The organism is Streptomyces sp. NPDC041784 (genome assembly GCF_055591025.1).
The window spans coordinates 1-19,257 of the sequence record NZ_JBVJAB010000005.1; the positions used below are offsets into that span (position 1 = coordinate 1).

Consider the following 19,257-nt stretch of genomic DNA (forward strand, 5'->3'; position numbering starts at 1 on the left):
CAGCGTTCGTCCTGAGCCAGGATCAAACTCTCCGTGAATGTTTTCCCGTAATCGGGACGACACCACGAGAGCGGAACCAGGAGGAGGAATAGTCCTCCCGGTTCACAGCGTCCTCGCTGTGTTTTTTCAAAGGAACCTCATCCGCGGCTATCACTGCCGTGGACGGGGTATCAACATATCTGGCGTTGATTTTTGGCACGCTGTTGAGTTCTCAAGGAACGGACGCTTCCTTTGTACTCACCCGAGAGACTCTCTCAGGCTTTCCTCCGGGCGCTTCCCTTCGGTCTTGCGTTTCCGACTCTATCAGATCTTTTCTCGATCCGATTTCCTCGGTGCTTTCCAGGTTTCCGCTTTTGTTTCGCGGCTTCCTTTCCGGCGACTCCGACTTTATCAGAAGTTCCGAGCCGGTCTGACCGGCGTTTCGCTTTCCGATTCATCGGGGCTTCTGCGGAATCAATATTCCGAGATGCCGATAGTTTCTCACGGTTGCCGACCGGGTCAGGCCCAGTTCCAGGCAACTGTTCAAATCTACCTCCCCACGCGCTCCGTGTCAACGGCTCTTGTGGGGCGAAGAGGAGACTAGCAGTTCAACAGCAGGATCCGCACATCAGGCGGCTGTCGGCACCGTCGCGCTGCGCTCGGCAGCCTCGACGTCGCCCGTGTCACCGGCGCGGGCGGCTCTGCCGCCAAGGACGTAGACGTACGCCAGGAAGATCAGCTCGGCTGCGATGCCGATGGTGATGCGGGCCCAGGTGGGCAGGCCGGAGGGGGTGACGAAGCCTTCGATGGCGCCGGAGACGAAGAGGACCAGGGCCAGACCGATCGCCATGGCCACCGCCGCTCGGCCCTCTTCGGCGAGAGCGGTGCCTCGGGAGCGGGGACCGGGGTCGATGAGGGTCCAGCCGAGGCGGAGTCCGGTGCCGGCGGCGACGAACACCGCGGTGAGTTCGAGCAGGCCGTGCGGGAGGACCAGGCCGAGAAAGGTGTCGAGTCGGCCGGCCGAGGACATGAGGCCGAATCCGATGCCGAGGTTGAGCATGTTCTGGAAGAGGATCCAGAGGACCGGAAGGCCCAGGAAGACACCGAGGACCAGGCACATCGCTGCGGCCTGGGCGTTGTTCGTCCAGACCTGGGCGGCGAACGAGGCGGCCGGGTGGCTCGAGTAGTACGTCTCGTACTGGCCTCCGGGCCGGGTGAGCTCGCGGAGTTCGTCCGGGGCCGCTATGGACGCCTGTACTTCCGGGTGGGTGCCGATCCACCAGCCCAGGAGGGCGGCGACGGCGGTGGAGAGGAGTGCGGTGGGGACCCACCAGTGGCGCGACCGGTAGACCGCGGCCGGGAAGCCCTGGGTGAGGAATCGGGTCACGTCACGCCAGGAGGCGCGGCGGGTGCCTGTCACGGCACTACGCGCGCGTGCCACGAGCTGACTCAGTCGGCCGGTGAGTTGCGGGTCGGGGGCGCTGGACTGGATCAGGGACAGGTGGGTGGCCGTGCGCTGGTAGAGGGTGACGAGTTCGTCCGTCTCGGCGCCGGTGAGGCTGCGCTGGCGCCGCAGGAGGGCGTCGAGGCGGTCCCATTCGGCTCGGTGGGCGGAGACGAAGACGTCGAGGTCCATCGGTTTGCCTGCTCCTCGGCTGTTCGTCGGCGGCCGGTGCTGGTGTCAGCTTGTCCTACTGGGGCGCGAAGTGCCTTCAGCTTGGCAGACTGGCGGTTCTCGGGGCAGGAAAGGGAAAGGGCGACGGGCGTGAGTGAGCTGGTGACGGGTGAGGCGGTGGCGCTGGAGCTGCGGCCTGCCAGGCTGCCCAGCCGGGGGATGGCCACGTTGCTGGACCTGACGGTGGCCATGGTGGCCTACATCGTCGTGAGTCTCGCTCTGCTGGCGGCGACGGCGTCTTTGGACGAGGCGGCGCAGATGGCGGTGTCGATCGCCACGTTTCTGCTGGTGCTGGTGGGTGGGCCGATCGCGGTGGAGACGCTGAGCCATGGGCGGTCGCTCGGGAAGATGGCGTGCGGGCTGCGGGTGGTGCGGGACGACGGGGGGCCGATCCGGTTCCGGCACGCGTTGGTGCGGGGTGCTCTGGGTGTGGTCGAGATTCTGCTGACGCTCGGGGTGGTGGCATGCATCGCCTCGCTCGTGTCGGCGCGAGGGCGGCGGCTCGGTGACGTCTTCGCGGGGACGCTCGTGGTGCGTGAGCGGGTGCCGGCGGCGCAGTCGGGGTTCGTGCCGCCGCCTCCGCCCTGGCTGGCGGGGCGGTTCCAGGGGCTGGATCTGTCGGCGGTGCCGGACGGGCTGTGGTTGGCGATCCGGCAGTACCTGGGGCGCATGAACCAGTTGGATCCGCAGGTCGGCCAGGCGATGGCGGAGCGGTTGGCCGGCGATCTGGCGGAGCGTACGGGGGCTCCGGTGCCACCGGGCGTGCCGCCGGCCCCGTATCTGGCGGCGGTGGTGCAGGAGCGGCAGGTCCGGGAGGCGCGGCGGGCCTTCGCGGGCGGTCCGGTCGGGGGTGGTCCCGTCGGGGGTGGTGCCGTGGCCGGGGCCATTTCTGGTGTGCCGGGTGTGCCTGGTGTGCAGTACGGCCCGCCTGCCCCCTACGGTGCGCCGGCTTCGGCGCCGTACGGCCCGGCTTCGGCGGGGGACGTTCGGCCGGTGGGCGCCGGGGAGCGGGTGGAGGGCGGCAGGGCCGAAGGGACGGCCACGGGGTTCGTGCCGCCGGCGTAGGGCGCACGGCCCCTGGCCGGGGGTGTGGTCAGGCGAACGTCGACGGGGGTGTGTCGAGGTCGTCGAGTTCGATGCCGGGGGCCGCGAGGACGACGTCGCCGGCGATGTGGACGGTGTGCTGTTCGCCGGTGTCCAGGGCTGTGACCTGGTATTCGTCCACGGTCAGGGGGCCGTTGTCAGTGGCGTGTGCTTCGCTTTTCAGCAGGGCCCAGGACTGGTCCACGGTGCGGGGGGCGAGGACCGGGTCGGTGAAGGCGACGAGGCGTACTCGGGTGGCCGAGGAGGAGGGGGTGAGGCGTAGGAGACGGGTGGTGGCGATGAGGAAGGCGGGCGAGGTGCCGGTGAAGGCGTGGGCGCGGACGTTGCCTTCCGTGGCGTGGGTGCCGGTGGGGTCGGTGCGGACCCAGGTGACGCCGTCCAGGGCGGCGCCGCGGACCTGCCAGCTGCTCGCGTGGAGTTCGAGGCGGAGGGGGCGGCCGAGTTCGTCGAGGGTGAGGTCGACGGAGCCGGTGTGATCGCCGGTGGGGGTGGTCAGCTGGGAGACATAGCGCCAGCCGGAGGGGCCGGGGGCGCACTGGAAGTGTTCGTGGGCGAGAGGGGTGTGATCGTGCGGATCGTGGAGCGAATAGCGGCCGCGGGGCATGGGGGGTCCTGGGGTGTGACGGGCTGGTCGGGCGCCGCGGCGGCCGGCCGAGGGGCCGAAGGGGCAGGCCCCCGACACGGGGGTGCGGGGGCCTGTCTCTGAGGTACTACGCGGTACTGCTACCGGGGCTGTGGGCTCAGTAGCGGTAGTGGTCCGACTTGTAGGGGCCCTCGACCTCGACGCCGATGTAGGCGGCCTGCTCGGGGCGGAGGGTAGTCAGCTTGACGCCGAGGGCGTCCAGGTGGAGGCGGGCGACCTTCTCGTCCAGGTGCTTGGGCAGGGTGTAGACGCCGGTCGGGTACTCGTCGGGCTTGGTGAACAGCTCGATCTGGGCCAGGGTCTGGTCCGCGAAGGAGTTGGACATCACGAACGACGGGTGGCCGGTGGCGTTGCCCAGGTTCAGCAGGCGGCCCTCGGAGAGGACGATGATGACCTTGCCGTCGGGGAAGGTCCAGGTGTGGACCTGCGGCTTGACCTCGTCCTTGACGATGCCGGGGATCTTGGCGAGGCCGGCCATGTCGATCTCGTTGTCGAAGTGGCCGATGTTGCCGACGATGGCCTGGTGCTTCATCTTGGCCATGTCGGAGGCCATGATGATGTCCTTGTTGCCGGTCGTGGTGACGAAGATGTCGGCCTTGTCGATGACCTCGTCGAGGGTCGTGACCTGGTAGCCGTCCATCGCGGCCTGGAGGGCGCAGATGGGGTCGATCTCGGTGACGATGACGCGGGCGCCCTGGCCGCGCAGGGACTCGGCGCAGCCCTTGCCGACGTCGCCGTAGCCGAAGACGACGGCGGTCTTGCCGCCGATGAGGACGTCGGTGGCGCGGTTGATGCCGTCGATGAGGGAGTGGCGGCAGCCGTACTTGTTGTCGAACTTCGACTTGGTGACGGCGTCGTTGACGTTGATCGCCGGGAAGAGGAGTTCGCCGTCGCGCTGCATCTCGTACAGGCGGTGGACGCCCGTCGTGGTCTCCTCGGTGACGCCGCGGATCTCGGACGCCAGCTGGGTCCACTTCTGCGAGCCGTCGGTGATGGTGCGGTGGAGGAGCTCGAGGATCACCCGGTGCTCTTCGTTCTCGGCGGTGTCGACCGAGGGGACCTTGCCGTCCTTCTCGTACTGGACGCCCTTGTGGACCAGGAGGGTGGCGTCACCGCCGTCGTCCAGGATCATGTTCGGGCCGCCGGTGGGGCTGTTCGGCCAGGTCAGCGCCTGCTCCGTGCACCACCAGTACTCCTCCAGCGTCTCGCCCTTCCAGGCGAAGACCGGGACACCCTGCGGGTCCTCGGGCGTGCCGTTCGGGCCGACCGCGACGGCGGCGGCCGCGTGGTCCTGGGTGGAGAAGATGTTGCAGGACACCCAGCGGACCTCGGCGCCCAGGGCGACCAGGGTCTCGATCAGGACGGCGGTCTGCACGGTCATGTGCAGCGAGCCCATGATCCGGGCGCCGGCCAGCGGCTGGGTGGCGGCGAATTCCTTGCGGATCGACATCAGGCCGGGCATCTCGTGCTCGGCCAGGGTGATCTCCTTGCGGCCGAATGCGGCCAGGGAGAGGTCGGCGACCTTGAAGTCCTGTCGGTTGTCGACAGTCGTCATGGTGAGCTGCTCCTCGGAGGTTGGGGCGAGGTGTGGGTAGGGCTGGTCTGCGCGGCGGCGGACACAGGGGTGCCCTCAGGGGGACACAGGCATGCCCGCGTACGCGCAGCGCAGTCCGTCGGAGGCCCTCTCTCCCTCGGTCGGTCCGTGTGGGACCGCCCGACCGCCATCAGCAGCGACGTCTGGCTTCGCTCCAAGCTACACCGGAGGCGGCGGGCGGCCCCAGTCCGCGTGCGATCAGATCACGCCGATCACGGACGGTGAGGGGGGAACGGGCGACGGGGCCCGCCGGTGGTTCGGCGGGCCCCGTCGGGGAAGAGGTGCGGGTCAGTGGTCGGCCGCGGGGTGGGCCGGGCCGCCGGGGGTGGCGCCGGGGTCGGCGCCCTTGGCTGCCTCGGTCTCGCTGTAGACGTCGGGCTCGAGGTAAATGACGCGGGCGATGGGGACGGCCTGGCGGATGCGGTCCTCGGCGGCGTCGATGGCGCGGGCGACCTCGGTCGCGGTGTCGTCGTGCTGGACGGCGATCTTGGCGGCGACCAGGAGTTCCTCGGGGCCGAGGTGGAGGGTGCGCATGTGGATGATGCGGGTGACGGTGGCGCCGTCGACGATGGCGGCCTCGATCTTCTGGACGTCTTCCGTACCGGCGGCCTCGCCGAGGAGGAGGGACTTGGTCTCGGCGGCCAGGACGAGGGCGATGAGGACGAGGAGGACACCGATGCAGACGGTGCCGATGCCGTCCCAGATGCCGTCGCCGGTGAGGAGAGCGAGGCCGACGCCGCCGAGGGCGAGGATCAGGCCGACGAGGGCGCCGAGGTCCTCCAGGAGGACGACGGGCAGTTCGGGTGCCTTGGCGCGGCGGACGAACTGCGTCCAGGAGAGCTCGCCGCGCAGGGGGTTGGACTCCTTGATGGCCGTGCGGAAGGAGAAGCTCTCGGCGATGATCGCGAAGACGAGGACGCCGACCGGCCAGTACCAGTGCTCGATCTCGTGCGGGTGCTTGATCTTCTCGAAGCCCTCGTAGATGGCGAACATGCCGCCGACGGAGAAGAGGACGATGGAGACGAGGAAGGCGTAGATGTAGCGCTCGCGGCCGTAGCCGAAGGGGTGCTGGGGGGTGGCCTCGCGCTGGGCCTTCTTGCCGCCGACCAGGAGGAGTGCCTGGTTGCCGGAGTCGGCGAGCGAGTGCACGCCCTCGGCGAGCATCGACGACGAGCCGCTGAAGGCGAACGCCACGAACTTCGATGCCGCGATCGCGAGGTTGGCGGCAAGTGCCGCCACGATCGCCTTGGTGCCGCCTGACGCGCTCATGTGTCCGCGTTGTCCCTTCGCCTTCGAACCGCCGGTTCGCCGTGCGGGTCTTTGCCCGGCCTTTGCCGGTGGGTCATTCTTGCAGCCCGCCGCGGCGATGGTGTGTCAGGTGTCCACAGGCCCGGTCAGATGATCACAGTGGCCCGGAAGAACGTGCCGGCTCCGGACACCTGCGCGGACTCGCCGGCCGGGACGAAGACCGACTGGCCGGGCGCCAGTTCGTGTTCCCCGGCACGTACCGTGCCCGCCGTGCAGAGCAGGATCTGCGGGGTGGGGCGGGTCAGGTCGTGGGCGCCGCCGCCCTCGGGGAGGACGTACCGGGACAGGCGGAACTCGTCGATCGGGGTCTCGTAGACCTCTTCGCCGTCCGGGGAGGCTTCCGGGCGCAGGACGCCGGGGTCGCCCGGTTCGAAGCGGACGACGCGCAGGAGTTCGGGGACGTCGACGTGCTTGGGGGTGAGGCCGCAGCGCAGGACGTTGTCGGAGTTGGCCATGATCTCGACGCCGAGGCCGTCGAGGTAGGCGTGCGGGATGCCGGCGCCGAGGAAGAGGGCCTCGCCGGGCTGGAGCCGGACGTGGTTGAGGAGCATGGCGGCGATGACGCCGGGGTCGCCGGGGTAGTGGTGGGCGAGGCCGGCGTACGGGGCGTAGTCGCCGCCGAGGCGGTCGCAGGCGGCCGCGGTGGCCGTGACGGTGTGGGCCATCTCCTCGGGATCGGCGCTGAGGATCGCGGTGAGGACCTCGCGCAGGGCCGCCTCTTCGGGGTGGGCGTGCAGGAGGTCGACGTACGGCTTGAGGGAGTCGACGCCGAGGCCGTCGAGGAGGCCGGCGGCCTGGACGGGGTCGCGGAAGCCGCACAGGCCGTCGAACTCGGTGAGGGCGCAGATGAGTTCGGGCTTGTGGTTGGCGTCCTTGTAGTTGCGGTGCGGGGCGTCGACCGGGATGCCGCGGCGCTCCTCGTCCGCGTACCCCTCCTTGGCCTGGGCGAGGTCGGGGTGGACCTGGAGGGAGAGGGGGGCGCCGGCGGCGAGGATCTTGAGGAGGAACGGGAGGCGGGGGCCGAACTTGGTGACCGTCCGCGCGCCGAGTTCCTTCTGCGGGTCGGTCTCGATGACCTCGACGAGGGTGCCCCGGGCGGTGCGTGAGGGTGCGCCGGGGTGGGCGCCCATCCACATCTCCGCCTGCGGTTCGCCGGTCGGCTCGGTGCCGAGCAGGTGCGGGATCGCGGTGGGGGAGCCCCAGGCGTAGGGGCGGACGGTGTTGTCGAGGCGGTCCATCGGTTCTGTGCCTGCCTGTCTGTCTGTGATCCGGGTTCGGCGGCGTCCGGGCGGCGTCGCCGCTGGTGCGTCGTCTTGCGGTCCCCAGATCAGGCCTGCGAAGCGAGCGCCAGGTAAACGGCGGCGAAATCGGTGGTGGCGATCAGTTCGGCGAGGGTGACGAGTTCGTCGCCTTCCTCGGGTTCGAGTTCGCTGATCGCGGTGTCGTGGCTGAGGGCCAGGTCGCGGGCGGCCGGGGCGGCGGTGAGGCCGCCGATCGGGCGGTCGCGGAGCAGCACCACGCGCGCGTGCAGCGCGGGGGCCTCCTCGACGCGGTCCCGGAAGAAGTCGTCCGGGTCGGCGCTGGCGGCGAGAGGGCCTGCGAGGAGGGCGCTGTGCTCGGCGAGGGCCTCGGGGAGTTCGGCGACGACGGCGGGGCGGCCGGCGAGTTCGGCGAGGGCGGAGGCGAAGCGGCGGCCTGCCGGGCCGGCGGAGGTGCCCTCGGTCCAGATCACCGGGAGTGCGTCGGCGAGTTCGGCGGCGAGGGTCTTCGCCGGGTTGTTGTACGTCGCGATGGCGGGGCCGCAGCGTTCGGCGACCTGGTCGAGGCGGTCGGCGACCTTCTCCAGCGCCTCGGCCGGGGCGGAGAGGAGCGCGATGCGGTCCAGGATCGCGAGGAGGGGCGTGAGCAGGGCCCACAGCACGCCGGGGGCGGAGGCGGCGACGGGGGGCTGCTCGTCGTGTTCGTACGGGGCCGTCGCGAGCGGTACGAAGAGGCCGTGCGCGGCGCCGAGGGCCTCGGTGAGGGGGGTGCGGGCCGGGGCCACGGCGACGACGGTGCAGCCGCGGCGGTAGGCCTGCTCGGCGAGGAGGGAGAGGCCGGGTTCGGTGCCGTCCGGGGTGGCGATGAGGAGGAGGTCCACGGAGCCGGCCCAGCCGGGGAGTTCCCAGCGCAGGGCGCCTGCGGCGGGGGCCACGCCAGTGGGGGCGAGGCGGATGACCGGGCAGGCGGCGCCGGCGAGGGTGCCGAGGAGGTCGGCGACGCAGGTGGCGGCGGCGCCGGGGCCCGCGATGAGGATGGCGCGGGGGCGGCCGTCCGGCTTGAGGTCGTGGACACCGGCCTCGGCCGCGTGGCGGGCGGCGGTGCGGACGCGGGCGCCGGCTTCGGCCGCGCCGCGCAGGAGGGCTCGGCGGTCGGCCTCGGCGAGGGCTTCCGGCGTGTCGAGCAGCGAGTCGTCGAGCATGGCGGCAGTCTCCGATCGCCGGGGTGGTGTTCGGTTGGCGGGGCCGGGGTGGGGGGCCATGGCTGGGGCCGGCGGGGCCTGGTGGCTGGGCCGGGGGCTGGGCTTGGCGGGCGGTGCCCTGATGCCTCGCACCTCGCGCCTCGTGCCCGGCGCCTCGCGGCTGCTGCCGTGGGCGGCCGGTGGCTTCCCGTTTCTCGCGTCTGTGCGGCGTGGCCCTGGCCGTTGTGGCGGGTTCGGGCCTCGGTCGCGGGAATACGGCCTCGGTCGCGGGGTTACGCGGGGCGGCGGGCCTCGTCGACGAGGAGGACGGGGATGCCGTCGCGGACGGGGTACGCCAGACCGCAGTCCTGGCCCGTGCAGATCAGCTCGTCGCCCTGCTCCTTGAGAGGGGCGTGGCAGGCCGGGCAGGCGAGGATCTCCAGAAGGCCGGCTTCGAGCGGCATGGGGTGTCCCTTCGGAGTGGGTGGTTGCGTGGTGTGCGGTGGGGCGTGTTCGGCTGTGGGGGGTGTGCGGATGTGCCTGGTCAGCGTACCGCTGGTGGGGGTGGGGTGTGGGGGTTGGGCGCGGTGTGGGTGAAGGGGGCAGGGGGTTGGGTGCAGTGGGGTTTCGTCGCCGCCGCCCTTACCCGTTCCCCTCCCCAGGGGCTCCGCCCCTTCGCCCCCACCAGGGGCGCCGCCCCCGCACCCCTGGCTAGGGTCCTGCCGTCCGTCATGCCCTGATGATGGCCAGGGCCTCGTCCCTGATCTTGGTCATGGTGGGCTCGTCGCGGGCCTCCGCGTTCAGGCGGAGGAGGGGTTCCGTGTTGGAGGGGCGGACGTTGAACCACCAGTCGGTGGAGGTGACGGTGAGGCCGTCGAGTTCGTCGAGGGTGATGTCGGGGCGGTCGGCGTAGGCGGCCTTGATCGCGGCGATGCGGTCGGCCTGGTCGGCGACCGTGGAGTTGATCTCGCCGGAGCCGGTGTAGCGGTCGTACTCGGCGACGAGGGTGGACAGGGGGGCCTCCTGGCCGCCCAGTGCCGCGAGGACGTGGAGGGCGGCCAGCATCCCCGTGTCGGCGTTCCAGAAGTCCTTGAAGTAGTAGTGGGCGGAGTGCTCGCCGCCGAAGATCGCGCCGGCGCGGGCCATCTCGGCCTTGATGAAGGAGTGCCCGACGCGGGTGCGGACGGGCGTGCCGCCGTGCTCGCGTACGACCTCGGGGACGGTCCAGGAGGTGATCAGGTTGTGGATGACCGTGCCGGAACCGCCGTGGCGGGCCAGTTCGCGGGCGGCGACCAGCGCGGTGATCGCGGACGGGGAGACCGGGTCGCCGTGCTGGTCGACGACGAAGCAGCGGTCGGCGTCGCCGTCGAAGGCGAGGCCGAGGTCGGCGGACTCCTCGCGGACGCGCTTTTGGAGGTCCACGAGGTTCGCCGGGTCCAGCGGGTTGGCCTCGTGGTTGGGGAACGTGCCGTCGAGTTCGAAGTACATCGGGACGAGGGTCAGGGGGAGGCCCTCGAAGACCGTGGGGACCGTGTGGCCGCCCATGCCGTTGCCCGCGTCGACCACGACCTTCAGGGGGCGGATGGAGGCGAGGTCGACGAGTGAGCGCAGGTGCGCCGCGTAGTCCTTCAACGTGTCGGTGCGGGTGAGGGTTCCCGGCACGGCGGCGGCTTCGGGGGCGCCTGACTCCGTCCAGCGCTCCACCAGCTCGCGGATCTCGGTGAGGCCGGTGTCCTGGCCGACGGGGGCCGCGCCCGCGCGGCACAGCTTGATGCCGTTGTACTGGGCCGGGTTGTGCGAGGCCGTGAACATGGCGCCGGGCAGGTTCAGGGCGCCGGAGGCGTAGTAGAGCTGGTCCGTGGAGCACAGGCCGATCAGGGTCACGTCCACGCCCAGGGCGGCCGCCCCGCGCGCGAAGGCGCCGGACAGGCCGGGCGAGGAGGGGCGCATGTCGTGGCCGACGACGATCGCGTCGGCGCCGGTGACCTGGGCGAAGGCCGCGCCGAAGAGCTCGGCGAGCGACTCGTCCCACTGGTCCGGCACCACTCCGCGCACGTCGTACGCCTTCACGATCTGCGACAGATCTGCAGCCACGGGCCAACCTTCCTGAAAGTCCTGTTCAGTCGCCACAAACTACCCGGAACGGTTCACCGGCTGCGGTGAGTCCGCCGAGTGGACCCACAGAAGTAACCTGTGCGCAGTCAAGAGGCGGGCGCCGGGCCGCGGCAGGGTCCGGCCGGCTACGGCAGGGTCCAGTCCAGGAGCGGTGTGCTCTGGCCGACCACGATCAGGCACATGACCAGCAGCAGGCCCAGGCTCCAGGGCAGCACCTTGCGCAGCAGGTCGCCCTCGCGGCCGGCGAGGCCGACGGCGGCGCAGGCGATGGTGAGGTTCTGCGGGGAGATCATCTTGCCGACGACGCCGCCGGAGGTGTTGGCGGCGGCCAGCAGCTCCGGGGACAGGCCGGATTCGCGGGCGGCGGTGACCTGGAGGGCGCCGAAGAGCGCGTTGGCCGAGGTGTCCGAGCCGGTGACCGCGACGCCGAACCAGCCCAGGACGGGTGAGAGGAAGGCCAGTCCCGCGCCGGCCCCCGCCACGAAGTGGCCGATGGTGGCGGCCTGTCCGGAGAGGTTCATGACGTAGGCGAGGGCCAGGACGGAGGTCACGGTCAGGATCGCGAACCTCAGCTCGCGTACGGTCGCCACCCATTCGCGCAGCGCCACGCGCGCGTGGACGCCGAGCACGGCCGCGGTGGCGATGCCGGCCAGCAGCACGAGCGTGCCGCCGGTGGAGACGACCGGCCAGGTGAAGAGGTTTCCCCCGGCCGCCTCTCCGCCTGGGGTCACGACGTCCAGGAAGGGCCAGTCGTACGTCCGGGTCGCCCGGGCGAGCCGGTCCTTGACCGCGGGGATCTGGGCGGCGGAGAAGATCACGACGATCAGCGCGTAGGGGGCGTAGGCGCGGACGATCTCCGGGCGCGGGTCGCGCTCGTCCAGTTCCTCGCTGCGCGCGCCGGTCAGCACGTGCACGCGTACCGCTTCGGTGGCGGGCACGCGCGTGTGCGGTACGGCGGCCAGGGCGGCGGCGCCGGCCAGGGAGGCGCCGATGTCGGCGAGTTGGGCGGAGGCGTAGTTGGAGGCGGCGAACTGGACGGCGGCGAAGGCGGCTCCGCAGGCCAGGGCGGGCACCCAGGTCTCCCGCAGGCCGCGCGCGCCGTCGACCAGGCCGACCAAGACGAGGGGGACGACGAGGGCGAGCAGCGGGGTCTGACGGCCCACCACGGAGGCGACCGAGTCCAGGGGCAGGCCGGTGACCTGGGCGAGGGTGACGACCGGGGTGCCCATCGCGCCGAAGGCCACGGGGGCGGTGTTGGCGACGAGGGCGACGAAGGCCGCGCGGACGGGGTCGAAGCCGAGGGCGACGAGCATGACCGCGCAGATGGCGACGGGGGCGCCGAATCCGGCGAGCGCCTCGAGCAGCGCGCCGAAGCAGAAGGCGACCACGAGGGCCTGGATGCGCGGGTCGTCGGAGAGGCGTCCGAAGGAGCGGCGCAGGACGTCGAAGTGCCGGGTGTGGACGGTCATCCGGTACACCCAGAGGGCGTTGACGACGATCCACAGGATGGGGAAGAGGCCGAAGGCGGCTCCCTGGGCGGCGCTGGAGAGCGTCTGGCCCACCGGCATGCCGTAGGCGAGCCAGGCGACGAGAACGGCCGCCAGAAGGCCCGTCAGGCCCGCGAGGTGGGCTTTCACCCGGGCGACACCGAGAAGGACCAGGACGATCACGAGAGGCAGGGCCGCCACGAGGGCGGACAGGCCGAGCGAGCCGGCGACGGGTCGTAGCTCTTGGACGTACACGGGCGCCCCCGATTCCGTCGTCTGCCGTCAGGAGGGAAAGCGATTTCGACCGAAAAAGGTGGCCATGTCGGTCGTGTCCGCGACAATGTCGCGTCCAAGAAGGTGCGCCGGACCGGGTTCCGAAAGGGCGTCAGTTGTCCGGCGAGCGCAGGACCCGCAGGTGCCCGCGGCGGGCGACCTCCATCGGGTCCGCCCCGCGGCCGCCGCCGGCGGCTCCGGCCGCCCGCTGCTGGGGGCGGGCCGCCTCGCGGACGGCGTTGGCAAGCGCTTCCAGATCGTCACCGCTGGGCCGCGCCGGAGCCGAGCCGTCGAGGAGGCGGACGACCTCCCAGCCGCGCGGGGCGGTGAGGCGCTCGGAGTGCTCGGCGCACAGGTCGTAGCAGTGGGGTTCGGCGTAGGTGGCGAGCGGGCCGAGGACCGCGGTCGAGTCGGCGTAGACGTACGTCAGCGTCGCGACGGCGGGTCGGCCGCAGGCGGTTCGCGAACAGCGACGTACAGGGCTCACGACGTTGGACGGTACCGCACTCTTGAGCGGGCCGCGACGACTCTCCACCAGGTCACTCCACCGTGTCGTGTTGTGAAACGCCCCACGGGCCTGACCAGTCATACCCCGCTGACCTGCGCGAACACCAGTCATTAACGCGAGGAAGCTGTCGCCTCGTGGTCGCCGTCCGGTACAAACCTCATCAATTGCCATGAGTTCGCCGGTCTCGGAGGGATACGGAATCGAGCCCAACCTTGGCCGGAATGGTCATCCCGCGACATGCGGTGCGTGCCGGGGCGGGACGGCCGGGCGGGAGCGTGGGGCCGGGCACCGGGTCGTGGCGGGGTCTACGCTTCAGTAGTGATGGACAACCCCGTACCGCCCCGTGCCGCAGGTCCCGGGCCCCGCCGTCGTGATCGCCACGGCCGGGGCATGCGGGGGCCGATCGCACCGCCCCAGGTGCCGTTGGCCGCCAGCCGCGCCGAGGTGTTCGCCGATCTGGTGCAGGACTCCGTGGAGCGGCTGGAGCGGCGGTGGCCGCAGCTCGGCGAGATCGACTTCATGGTGCTGGAGGTGCCGCGCCCGGCCGCGGCCGGGGAGCCGTGGAACGACGAGGCGGTGCCGCTCGGCGGGACGGTCCCCGCGCGCGAGGGGCGGCAGGCGCGGGTCGTCGTCTACCGGCGGCCGGTCGAGATCCGCACCAAGGGGCGGGACGAACGGGCCGCGCTGGTCCACGAGGTCGTCGTGGAGCAGGTGGCGGAGCTGCTGGGGCTGACCCCGGAGACGGTGGATCCGCGCTACGGCGAGGACTGACCACCGCCCCCCTTACGAGTGACCCCGTGCCCCTATCGAGCTACTTCTGGAGCACCGCCACGTCCTCGTCGGCCTGCGGCACCGCCACCGTGCCCCGGTCGTCCGGCAGGGTCTGGATCGTGAAACCCGGGACGCCGTCCTCGGTGGCCGCCAGGGTGCGGGCGGCGTAGACCGGGGTGTCGGTGAGGGGTTCCACGGTGAGGGCGTAGGTGCCCTTCAGGCCGCTGGGGACGGGGAGTTCGACGTCCTGCGTGGTGCCCTTCTTGATCGTGTACGTCTTTGCGGCGGCCGTGCCGCCCCCGCTGCCCGCGGAGGCGGTGACCTTCACCTTGGCGGTCCCCTGAGGGGCGGTCAGGGAGAGGGTGGAGCCCTTGGCGGAGTTGTCGACGGCGGACGCGCGCGTGCCGACCGGCGCGGCGGCCGCGATGAACGCCGACTCCTGGTCGGTGCCCTTGCCGCGCAGCACGCGTACGGCCGCGACGACCGGCACCGACCGGTCCGTCGGCGTCAGGATCAGCGAGCCCGCCTCCCCGCGCGTGACGTCGCCGAGGTCGACCGCGGTCGTCATGCCGCCCTTGATGTGCAGCGTCTCGTGCCCGGCGGGAGTGATCAGGCCGGAGGGGGAGGCGAGTTGGACCTTCAGGTCGGCGTCGGCGTCGCCGGGCACGTAGGCGACCAGGCGGACGGCCGTGGCGTCCTTGGGGATGCCGGGGATCACCAGGCTGCCGGCCGGGTCGGTGGAGGCGGCCAGCCAGTCGCCGCCCAGCTTGTCGTCCAGGGCCTGGACGGCGGCGCCGACGCGGCCGCTGCGGATGTTGACGTGGACGGTGACGTCGTCCTGCTTCTCGTCGGTGAGCGTGGACAGCAGGACCGGCTCGCTGGAGTGCGGCGGGACGGTGATGCCCTCCCCCACCGTGGTCTGGAGGGCGCCGTCCTTGCCGTACAGCTCGATGTCGGCGACGGCGGCGGAGTCGTCCGGGTTGGTGAGGTGGACGTAGTCGGTGCGGTCGGCGGCCGTGCTGGCGCCCGGGAACCAGAACTCCGTGTCGGCCGCGGTGCAGGTGACGCCCTGGAGGCCGCGGCCGCTGCCGGCGGCGACCTCGGTGGTCGCCTGGACGGTCCACCCGGGGGCGAGCTTCCCCTCGGCGGTGCCCACCAGCGCGGGCGCCTCGCCACCGGAGGTCTCCCCGATGGCCGGGGTACCGGGCGCCTTGGGCGTCAGGACGGGCTTCTCGGCGGTCTTCTTCTTGTCGCTCTTGTCGGCGTCGTCACTCTTGTCGGCGTCGTCACTCTTGTCGGCTGCGTCGTCGCTCTTGTCGGCGGCCTCGTCGTTGTCGGCGCTCTCGTCGTCGCCCGTCGCGTCCGCCGACTCCTGGGTGGCGGCCGCGAGTTCGGCCGTGCCGTCGCCGCCGGTGCCCTTGGTGACGGGCGTGAACGACGTGTACGCCGTCTCCGCGAGGTCGGAGGAGCTGGGCGCCGGGCAGACCAGGCTCGTGCGCTCCACGGGCAGTTCGGCGGCCGCCTTGGCGGTGTCCGTGCCGGAGGCGGCGGGCTGGTTGAGCGTGGCGAACCCGGTGACGGCGGCGAGCGCGGCCGTGCCGGCGATCAGGGACAGGGTCGTGCGGTTCACTGCTGGCTCCCGTCGGGGCGCTCGCTGCCGGTGCCGTGGGGGTGCTGGGCCTGCTGGGCCGGGTCGTAGGCGGGGTCGTAGCCCTGGTTGCCGTAGCCCTGGTCGTAGCCGTACGTCTGTTCGTACGGCGCCTGCTGGGCCTGGCCTTCGTAGGCGTACGGGTCGTACTGACCGGCCTGGTAGGGGTCGTAGGACTGCTGGTCGTAGCCGCCCGCCGGGTATTGCTGCCGGCCGTCCTGGTACTGCTCGCCCGGGTAGCCGCCGCCGTACTCGGCGCTCGCGTGGTTCGACTGGTCCCACTCGGCGTAGGACTGCTGCCGCGGGACCGCGACCGGGGTCTCGCCCTCCTCCGGTGCAGGGGCGGGGGGTGGGAAGCCGTCGTCCTGGACGGGTTCCCCGGTCTCCTCGGCCTCCTCCTCGGCCTGGGCACGCAGGCGGCGGGCGCGGCGGCCCTCGCCCTCGCCGGCCCGGTCGGGGACCGTCTCCTCCTCGGGGAGGTCGTCGTCGACCTCGCGGCGGCGGCCGGGCAGCGCGAGGACGACGAGGACGAGGGCGAGGAAGCCCTGGGCCCACAGCCAGGCGGTGTGGGTGAACGGGTCGTCGTAGACGACGTCCAGCTTCCCGCCGGAGGCGGGGAGTTCGAAGCCCTGGGCCCAGCCGTCGACGGTGGTGCGGGTGAGCGCCTCGCCGTCCAGGGTGGCGGTCCAGCCGTCGGCGGCGGCGTCGGCCAGGCGCAGGATACGGCCGTCGGAGCCGTCCGGGATCGTGGTGTGGATCTCGACGGGGCCCGCGGCGACCGCGGTCGGGGTGCCCTTGCCGGAGGCGGCGACGATCGCCGCGCGGGAGACCTCCTGGTCGACCCGCCACAAGGCGCTGCCGTCCTGCTGGCTGAGCCGGCTCAGGCCGGGCGTGGCGTCCAGGACACGGGTGACCTCGCGGGGCGCGCCCTTGTGGACGAGGACGTAGCGCACGGCGAACTTGCCCAGTTCGTCGGTCTGGTCGGCGCCGGAGCCGGCGACCAGGTTGGCGACGACCTTGTCGAGGGTGGCGTTCTCCCCGTCGGCGGCGGCGAGTTCGGCGTCGCCGAGGCGGGCGCCGGAGCCGCGGACCAGCATGTAGCCGACGTGGGCGGCGGAGTCGCTGTCGAGGACGAGGGTGCGGGCCTGGTCGCGGGTGCCGGCCTCCTCGGCGACGAACGCGGGCACCTGGACGGGGTCGCGGCGCTCCAGGGGGCCGTCGGCACCACCGATCATCCAGCCGGCGGCCAGCAGCAGCGGGCCCGCGGCGGAGGCGAAGGCGATGAGGGCGGCGACCGGCTGGCGCCAGCCGAAGCTCTGCTCGGCGACACGCGCGCGTGCGCCGTCGGCGCCGATGACGGCGGCGGCCAGCAGCGCGATGCCGTACACGAGGGTGGCGGGACCGGCCCAGGTGGAGGCGTTGGACAGGACGGCGAAGACCAGGCCCACCAGGGCGACCGCCCAGGCCGTCCAGATTCCGGACTGACGCTGGCCGCGCAGCAGGGCGGCCAGTGCGGCGAGGACGATGCCGATGAGCATCAGGCCGTCGACCGTGCCGGGCCCGCCGGGGCTGGCGGCGAGCAGGTCGAGCGCGGTGGCGCTGGAGGCGCCGTGGTCCAGGCCGGCCTGGGTGAAGAAGCCGGTCGGCAGCAGGGTCAGCGACCAGGGCGCGAGGATCAGCAGGGGGGTGCCCAGCTGGGCCAGGAAGCGCGGGCCGTAGGCGGTGATCTCGGTGCGGCGCACGGCCAGGACGGCGAGGCCGAGGACGAGCGCGATGGGCCAGACGATCGGGGTGAACGCGGTGGTGATCGTCAGCAGCAGCGCGTACGCCCAGGTGGCGCGCCAGCTGCCGCGGGCACCGGAGGTGTTCGCCAGGCCGCTCGCGGCGATGCCCGCGCGCGCGATGAGCGGCAGCAGGACGGCGAGTACGGCGGTGCCGACGCGGCCGCCGGCGAGGGCGCCGGTGGCGGCGGGCAGGAAGGCGTAGGCGACGGCCGCCCACGCGCGCAGGAGGCGGGACTCCACGAGCGGGCGGGAGGCGAAGTAGGCGGTGAGGCCGGCCAGCGGTACCGAGCAGACCAGCAGCACGGTGAGGGCGAGACCGGTCGAGCCGAACAGCAGGGTGGCCAGGGTGGCGATGATCGCGAGGTAGGGCGGGGCGGACGGGGTGCCGCCCGCGCCGACCGGGTGCCAGGCGTCGATGTAGCGCGACCACAGGTCGGAGGCGTCGGCCGGGGCGGGCAGCAGGGCGCCGCCCGCGAGCGCGCCGCCGCCGAGCAGGTTGCGGCAGGCGACGAGGGAGACGAACAGCAGCACCAGGAAGAGCACCGGGCCGGGCTTGCGGGCGATGCGCTTGACGCGGGCGAACTGCTCGATCTCCAGGAAGTCGGCGTCGTCGCCGCCGGGCCCGGACTCGATGCCGCCGCCGTGCCGGCCCGCGCCGCCGGGGGTCTCGGCGTCGGAGGCGCCGAAGAAGTTGCCGGCGACTTGTTCGACGGTGGCCCGCACGGTCGCGCCGGGCGGCGGGAACAGGGGCCGCAGTTCGTCCTTCTCCACGGCCGGTCTGCCGCGGCTGCGGCGCCCGGCGACGATCCGCTCCGGCCGCAGCAGGGTGCCCAGCAGGCCGCGGATCTCGTCGAGCGCCTGACCGGGGACCTTGCCGACGAGGTAGGCGAGGGTGCGCAGGAGCGTGCCGAGGACCAGGCGCAGCAGGATCCAGGGCAGCAGGGCCGTACGGCTGTTGACGAGGAGGGTGTAGACGGCACCGGCCTTGTCGACCTTGTGCGGGGAGGCCGAGGTGCGGCCCGCGCAGTCGACGGCGCGGCGCTCGCGGGAGGCGGCCTCGGCGTGCCGTACGACAGCGTCGGGGGCGACGAGGACGCGGTGTCCCGCGGCCGTGGCGCGCCAGCACAGGTCGACGTCGTCGCGCATCAGGGGCAGCCGGCGGTCGAAGCCGCCGAGTTCCTCGAAGACGTCGCGGCGGATCAGCATGCCGGCGGTGGAGACGGACAGCACGGGGCGGACGTGGTCGTGCTGGCCCTGGTCCTGTTCGCGGCGGTCCAGGCCGGTCCAGCGGCGGCCGGAGTGGGCGATGGTGACGCCGACCTCGAGGAGCTGGCGGCGGTCGTACCAGCCGCGCAGCTTGGGGCCGACGACGGCCACGTCGTCACGGCCCAGTTCGAGTTCGTTGTCCACGACGCGCAGCAGTTCGGCCAGCGCGTCCGGTTCAGGGGCACAGTCGTCGTGCAGCAGCCACAGCCACTGGACCGGCTCTCCGTGCGGCAGCTCGGGCAGGTCGTAGGTGTCGTCGCGCCACGTACGCGTGACGGGGTCCCAGCCGCTGGGCCGCTTCAGGTAGGGCAGTTCCTCGGGGGTGAGGACCGGGGCCGTGCGGTTGGCCTCCTCGACGGCCTGGCCGAAGCCGGTGCGCCGGGCGAGGTGCAGTACGCGGTCGTCACCGAGGGCGTCGGTGACCAGCTGCGCGGAGTGGTCCGAGCTGCCGGTGTCGGCGGCCATCACGGACTGGACGGGGCGCTCCTGGCCGAGCAGCCCGGCGAGCGCGTCGGGCAGCCAGCGGGCACCGTCGTGGGAGACGAGGACCGCGGTCACGACATGACGCGGGAACTCAGGTGTGGCAGCGTCGCGGTGGGCTGCCGTGTGGCTGTGCACGGACATCGAGGTACGGGCCCCGGTTCGGTGGACTGTGGTGGACT

The 19,257-nt window shown here is 72.3% G+C and carries 14 protein-coding genes; 2 read left to right on the plus strand and 12 right to left on the minus strand.

Annotated elements, in window-relative coordinates:
* Positions 1 to 607 precede the first annotated feature (607 nt).
* On the minus strand, positions 608 to 1,615 hold the full coding sequence (locus ACZ6D7_RS12260) for a stage II sporulation protein M (protein WP_469487990.1): 1,008 nt from the start codon (positions 1,613 to 1,615) through the stop codon (positions 608 to 610).
* 129 nt (positions 1,616 to 1,744) lie between these two features.
* Here ACZ6D7_RS12260 and ACZ6D7_RS12265 point away from each other — a divergent pair, with 129 nt between their 5' ends.
* Positions 1,745 to 2,719 (plus strand): RDD family protein, encoded by a 975-nt coding sequence (locus ACZ6D7_RS12265; RefSeq protein WP_469487993.1) that lies wholly within the window; start codon positions 1,745 to 1,747, stop codon positions 2,717 to 2,719.
* A gap of 28 nt (positions 2,720 to 2,747) precedes the next feature.
* Here ACZ6D7_RS12265 and ACZ6D7_RS12270 read toward each other — a convergent pair whose 3' ends face one another.
* The 9 genes from ACZ6D7_RS12270 to ACZ6D7_RS12310 form a co-directional block, all read right to left on the minus strand.
* Positions 2,748 to 3,362, minus strand: a complete 615-nt coding sequence (locus ACZ6D7_RS12270) for a hypothetical protein (RefSeq protein WP_469487996.1) — start codon at positions 3,360 to 3,362, stop codon at positions 2,748 to 2,750.
* 136 nt (positions 3,363 to 3,498) lie between these two features.
* Positions 3,499 to 4,956, minus strand: coding sequence for an adenosylhomocysteinase (ahcY, locus tag ACZ6D7_RS12275; RefSeq protein WP_469488000.1), 1,458 nt, complete (start codon positions 4,954 to 4,956; stop codon positions 3,499 to 3,501).
* 327 nt (positions 4,957 to 5,283) lie between these two features.
* On the minus strand, positions 5,284 to 6,264 hold the full coding sequence (locus ACZ6D7_RS12280) for a cation diffusion facilitator family transporter (RefSeq protein ID WP_469488003.1): 981 nt from the start codon (positions 6,262 to 6,264) through the stop codon (positions 5,284 to 5,286).
* 125 nt (positions 6,265 to 6,389) lie between these two features.
* Positions 6,390 to 7,541 carry a mannose-6-phosphate isomerase, class I gene (gene manA / locus ACZ6D7_RS12285; RefSeq protein ID WP_469488006.1) on the minus strand — a complete coding sequence of 384 codons (1,152 nt, stop codon included), beginning with the start codon at positions 7,539 to 7,541 and terminating at the stop codon, positions 6,390 to 6,392.
* Between the two features lie 89 nt (positions 7,542 to 7,630).
* Positions 7,631 to 8,764, minus strand: coding sequence for an SIS domain-containing protein (locus tag ACZ6D7_RS12290; RefSeq protein ID WP_469488010.1), 1,134 nt, complete (start codon positions 8,762 to 8,764; stop codon positions 7,631 to 7,633).
* 272 nt (positions 8,765 to 9,036) lie between these two features.
* The gene (locus ACZ6D7_RS12295; protein ID WP_469488015.1) at positions 9,037 to 9,207 is read right to left on the minus strand and encodes a Trm112 family protein; all 171 of its coding nucleotides are present in this window, start codon (positions 9,205 to 9,207) and stop codon (positions 9,037 to 9,039) included.
* Positions 9,208 to 9,472: 265 nt separating this feature from the next.
* Positions 9,473 to 10,837, minus strand: a complete 1,365-nt coding sequence (locus tag ACZ6D7_RS12300) for a phosphomannomutase/phosphoglucomutase (protein WP_469488020.1) — start codon at positions 10,835 to 10,837, stop codon at positions 9,473 to 9,475.
* A gap of 146 nt (positions 10,838 to 10,983) precedes the next feature.
* A complete protein-coding gene (locus ACZ6D7_RS12305) occupies positions 10,984 to 12,600 on the minus strand; it encodes an L-lactate permease (RefSeq protein ID WP_469488027.1) in 1,617 nt (538 codons plus the stop codon).
* Between the two features lie 130 nt (positions 12,601 to 12,730).
* Entirely contained in the window at positions 12,731 to 13,153 is a 423-nt protein-coding gene (locus ACZ6D7_RS12310) for a DUF3499 domain-containing protein (protein ID WP_469488030.1), read from the minus strand.
* Between the two features lie 294 nt (positions 13,154 to 13,447).
* On the opposite strand from ACZ6D7_RS12310, the gene ACZ6D7_RS12315 reads away from it, so the two are divergent.
* The gene (locus ACZ6D7_RS12315; protein WP_469489370.1) at positions 13,448 to 13,897 is read left to right on the plus strand and encodes a metallopeptidase family protein; all 450 of its coding nucleotides are present in this window, start codon (positions 13,448 to 13,450) and stop codon (positions 13,895 to 13,897) included.
* A 40-nt stretch (positions 13,898 to 13,937) separates the two neighbouring features.
* Here the strand turns inward: ACZ6D7_RS12315 and ACZ6D7_RS12320 are convergent, their stop codons facing one another.
* Both ACZ6D7_RS12320 and ACZ6D7_RS12325 read right to left on the minus strand, forming a co-directional pair.
* On the minus strand, positions 13,938 to 15,527 hold the full coding sequence (locus ACZ6D7_RS12320; protein WP_469488033.1) for a DUF5719 family protein: 1,590 nt from the start codon (positions 15,525 to 15,527) through the stop codon (positions 13,938 to 13,940).
* On the minus strand, positions 15,524 to 19,219 hold the full coding sequence (locus tag ACZ6D7_RS12325; protein ID WP_469488036.1) for a glycosyltransferase family 2 protein: 3,696 nt from the start codon (positions 19,217 to 19,219) through the stop codon (positions 15,524 to 15,526). The genes ACZ6D7_RS12320 and ACZ6D7_RS12325 overlap by 4 nt, the downstream gene beginning before the upstream one ends.
* Positions 19,220 to 19,257 lie beyond the last annotated feature (38 nt).

Coding starts and splice junctions, on each gene's coding strand:
- manA (WP_469488006.1), bottom strand. CDS start 7,541: ATGGACCGCCTCGACAACACCGTCCGCCCCTACGCCTGGGGCTCCCCC.
- ahcY (WP_469488000.1), bottom strand. CDS start 4,956: ATGACGACTGTCGACAACCGACAGGACTTCAAGGTCGCCGACCTCTCC.
- ACZ6D7_RS12315 (WP_469489370.1), top strand. CDS start 13,448: ATGGACAACCCCGTACCGCCCCGTGCCGCAGGTCCCGGGCCCCGCCGT.
- ACZ6D7_RS12270 (WP_469487996.1), bottom strand. CDS start 3,362: ATGCCCCGCGGCCGCTATTCGCTCCACGATCCGCACGATCACACCCCT.
- ACZ6D7_RS12295 (WP_469488015.1), bottom strand. CDS start 9,207: ATGCCGCTCGAAGCCGGCCTTCTGGAGATCCTCGCCTGCCCGGCCTGC.
- ACZ6D7_RS12280 (WP_469488003.1), bottom strand. CDS start 6,264: ATGAGCGCGTCAGGCGGCACCAAGGCGATCGTGGCGGCACTTGCCGCC.
- ACZ6D7_RS12325 (WP_469488036.1), bottom strand. CDS start 19,219: ATGTCCGTGCACAGCCACACGGCAGCCCACCGCGACGCTGCCACACCT.
- ACZ6D7_RS12290 (WP_469488010.1), bottom strand. CDS start 8,764: ATGCTCGACGACTCGCTGCTCGACACGCCGGAAGCCCTCGCCGAGGCC.
- ACZ6D7_RS12260 (WP_469487990.1), bottom strand. CDS start 1,615: ATGGACCTCGACGTCTTCGTCTCCGCCCACCGAGCCGAATGGGACCGC.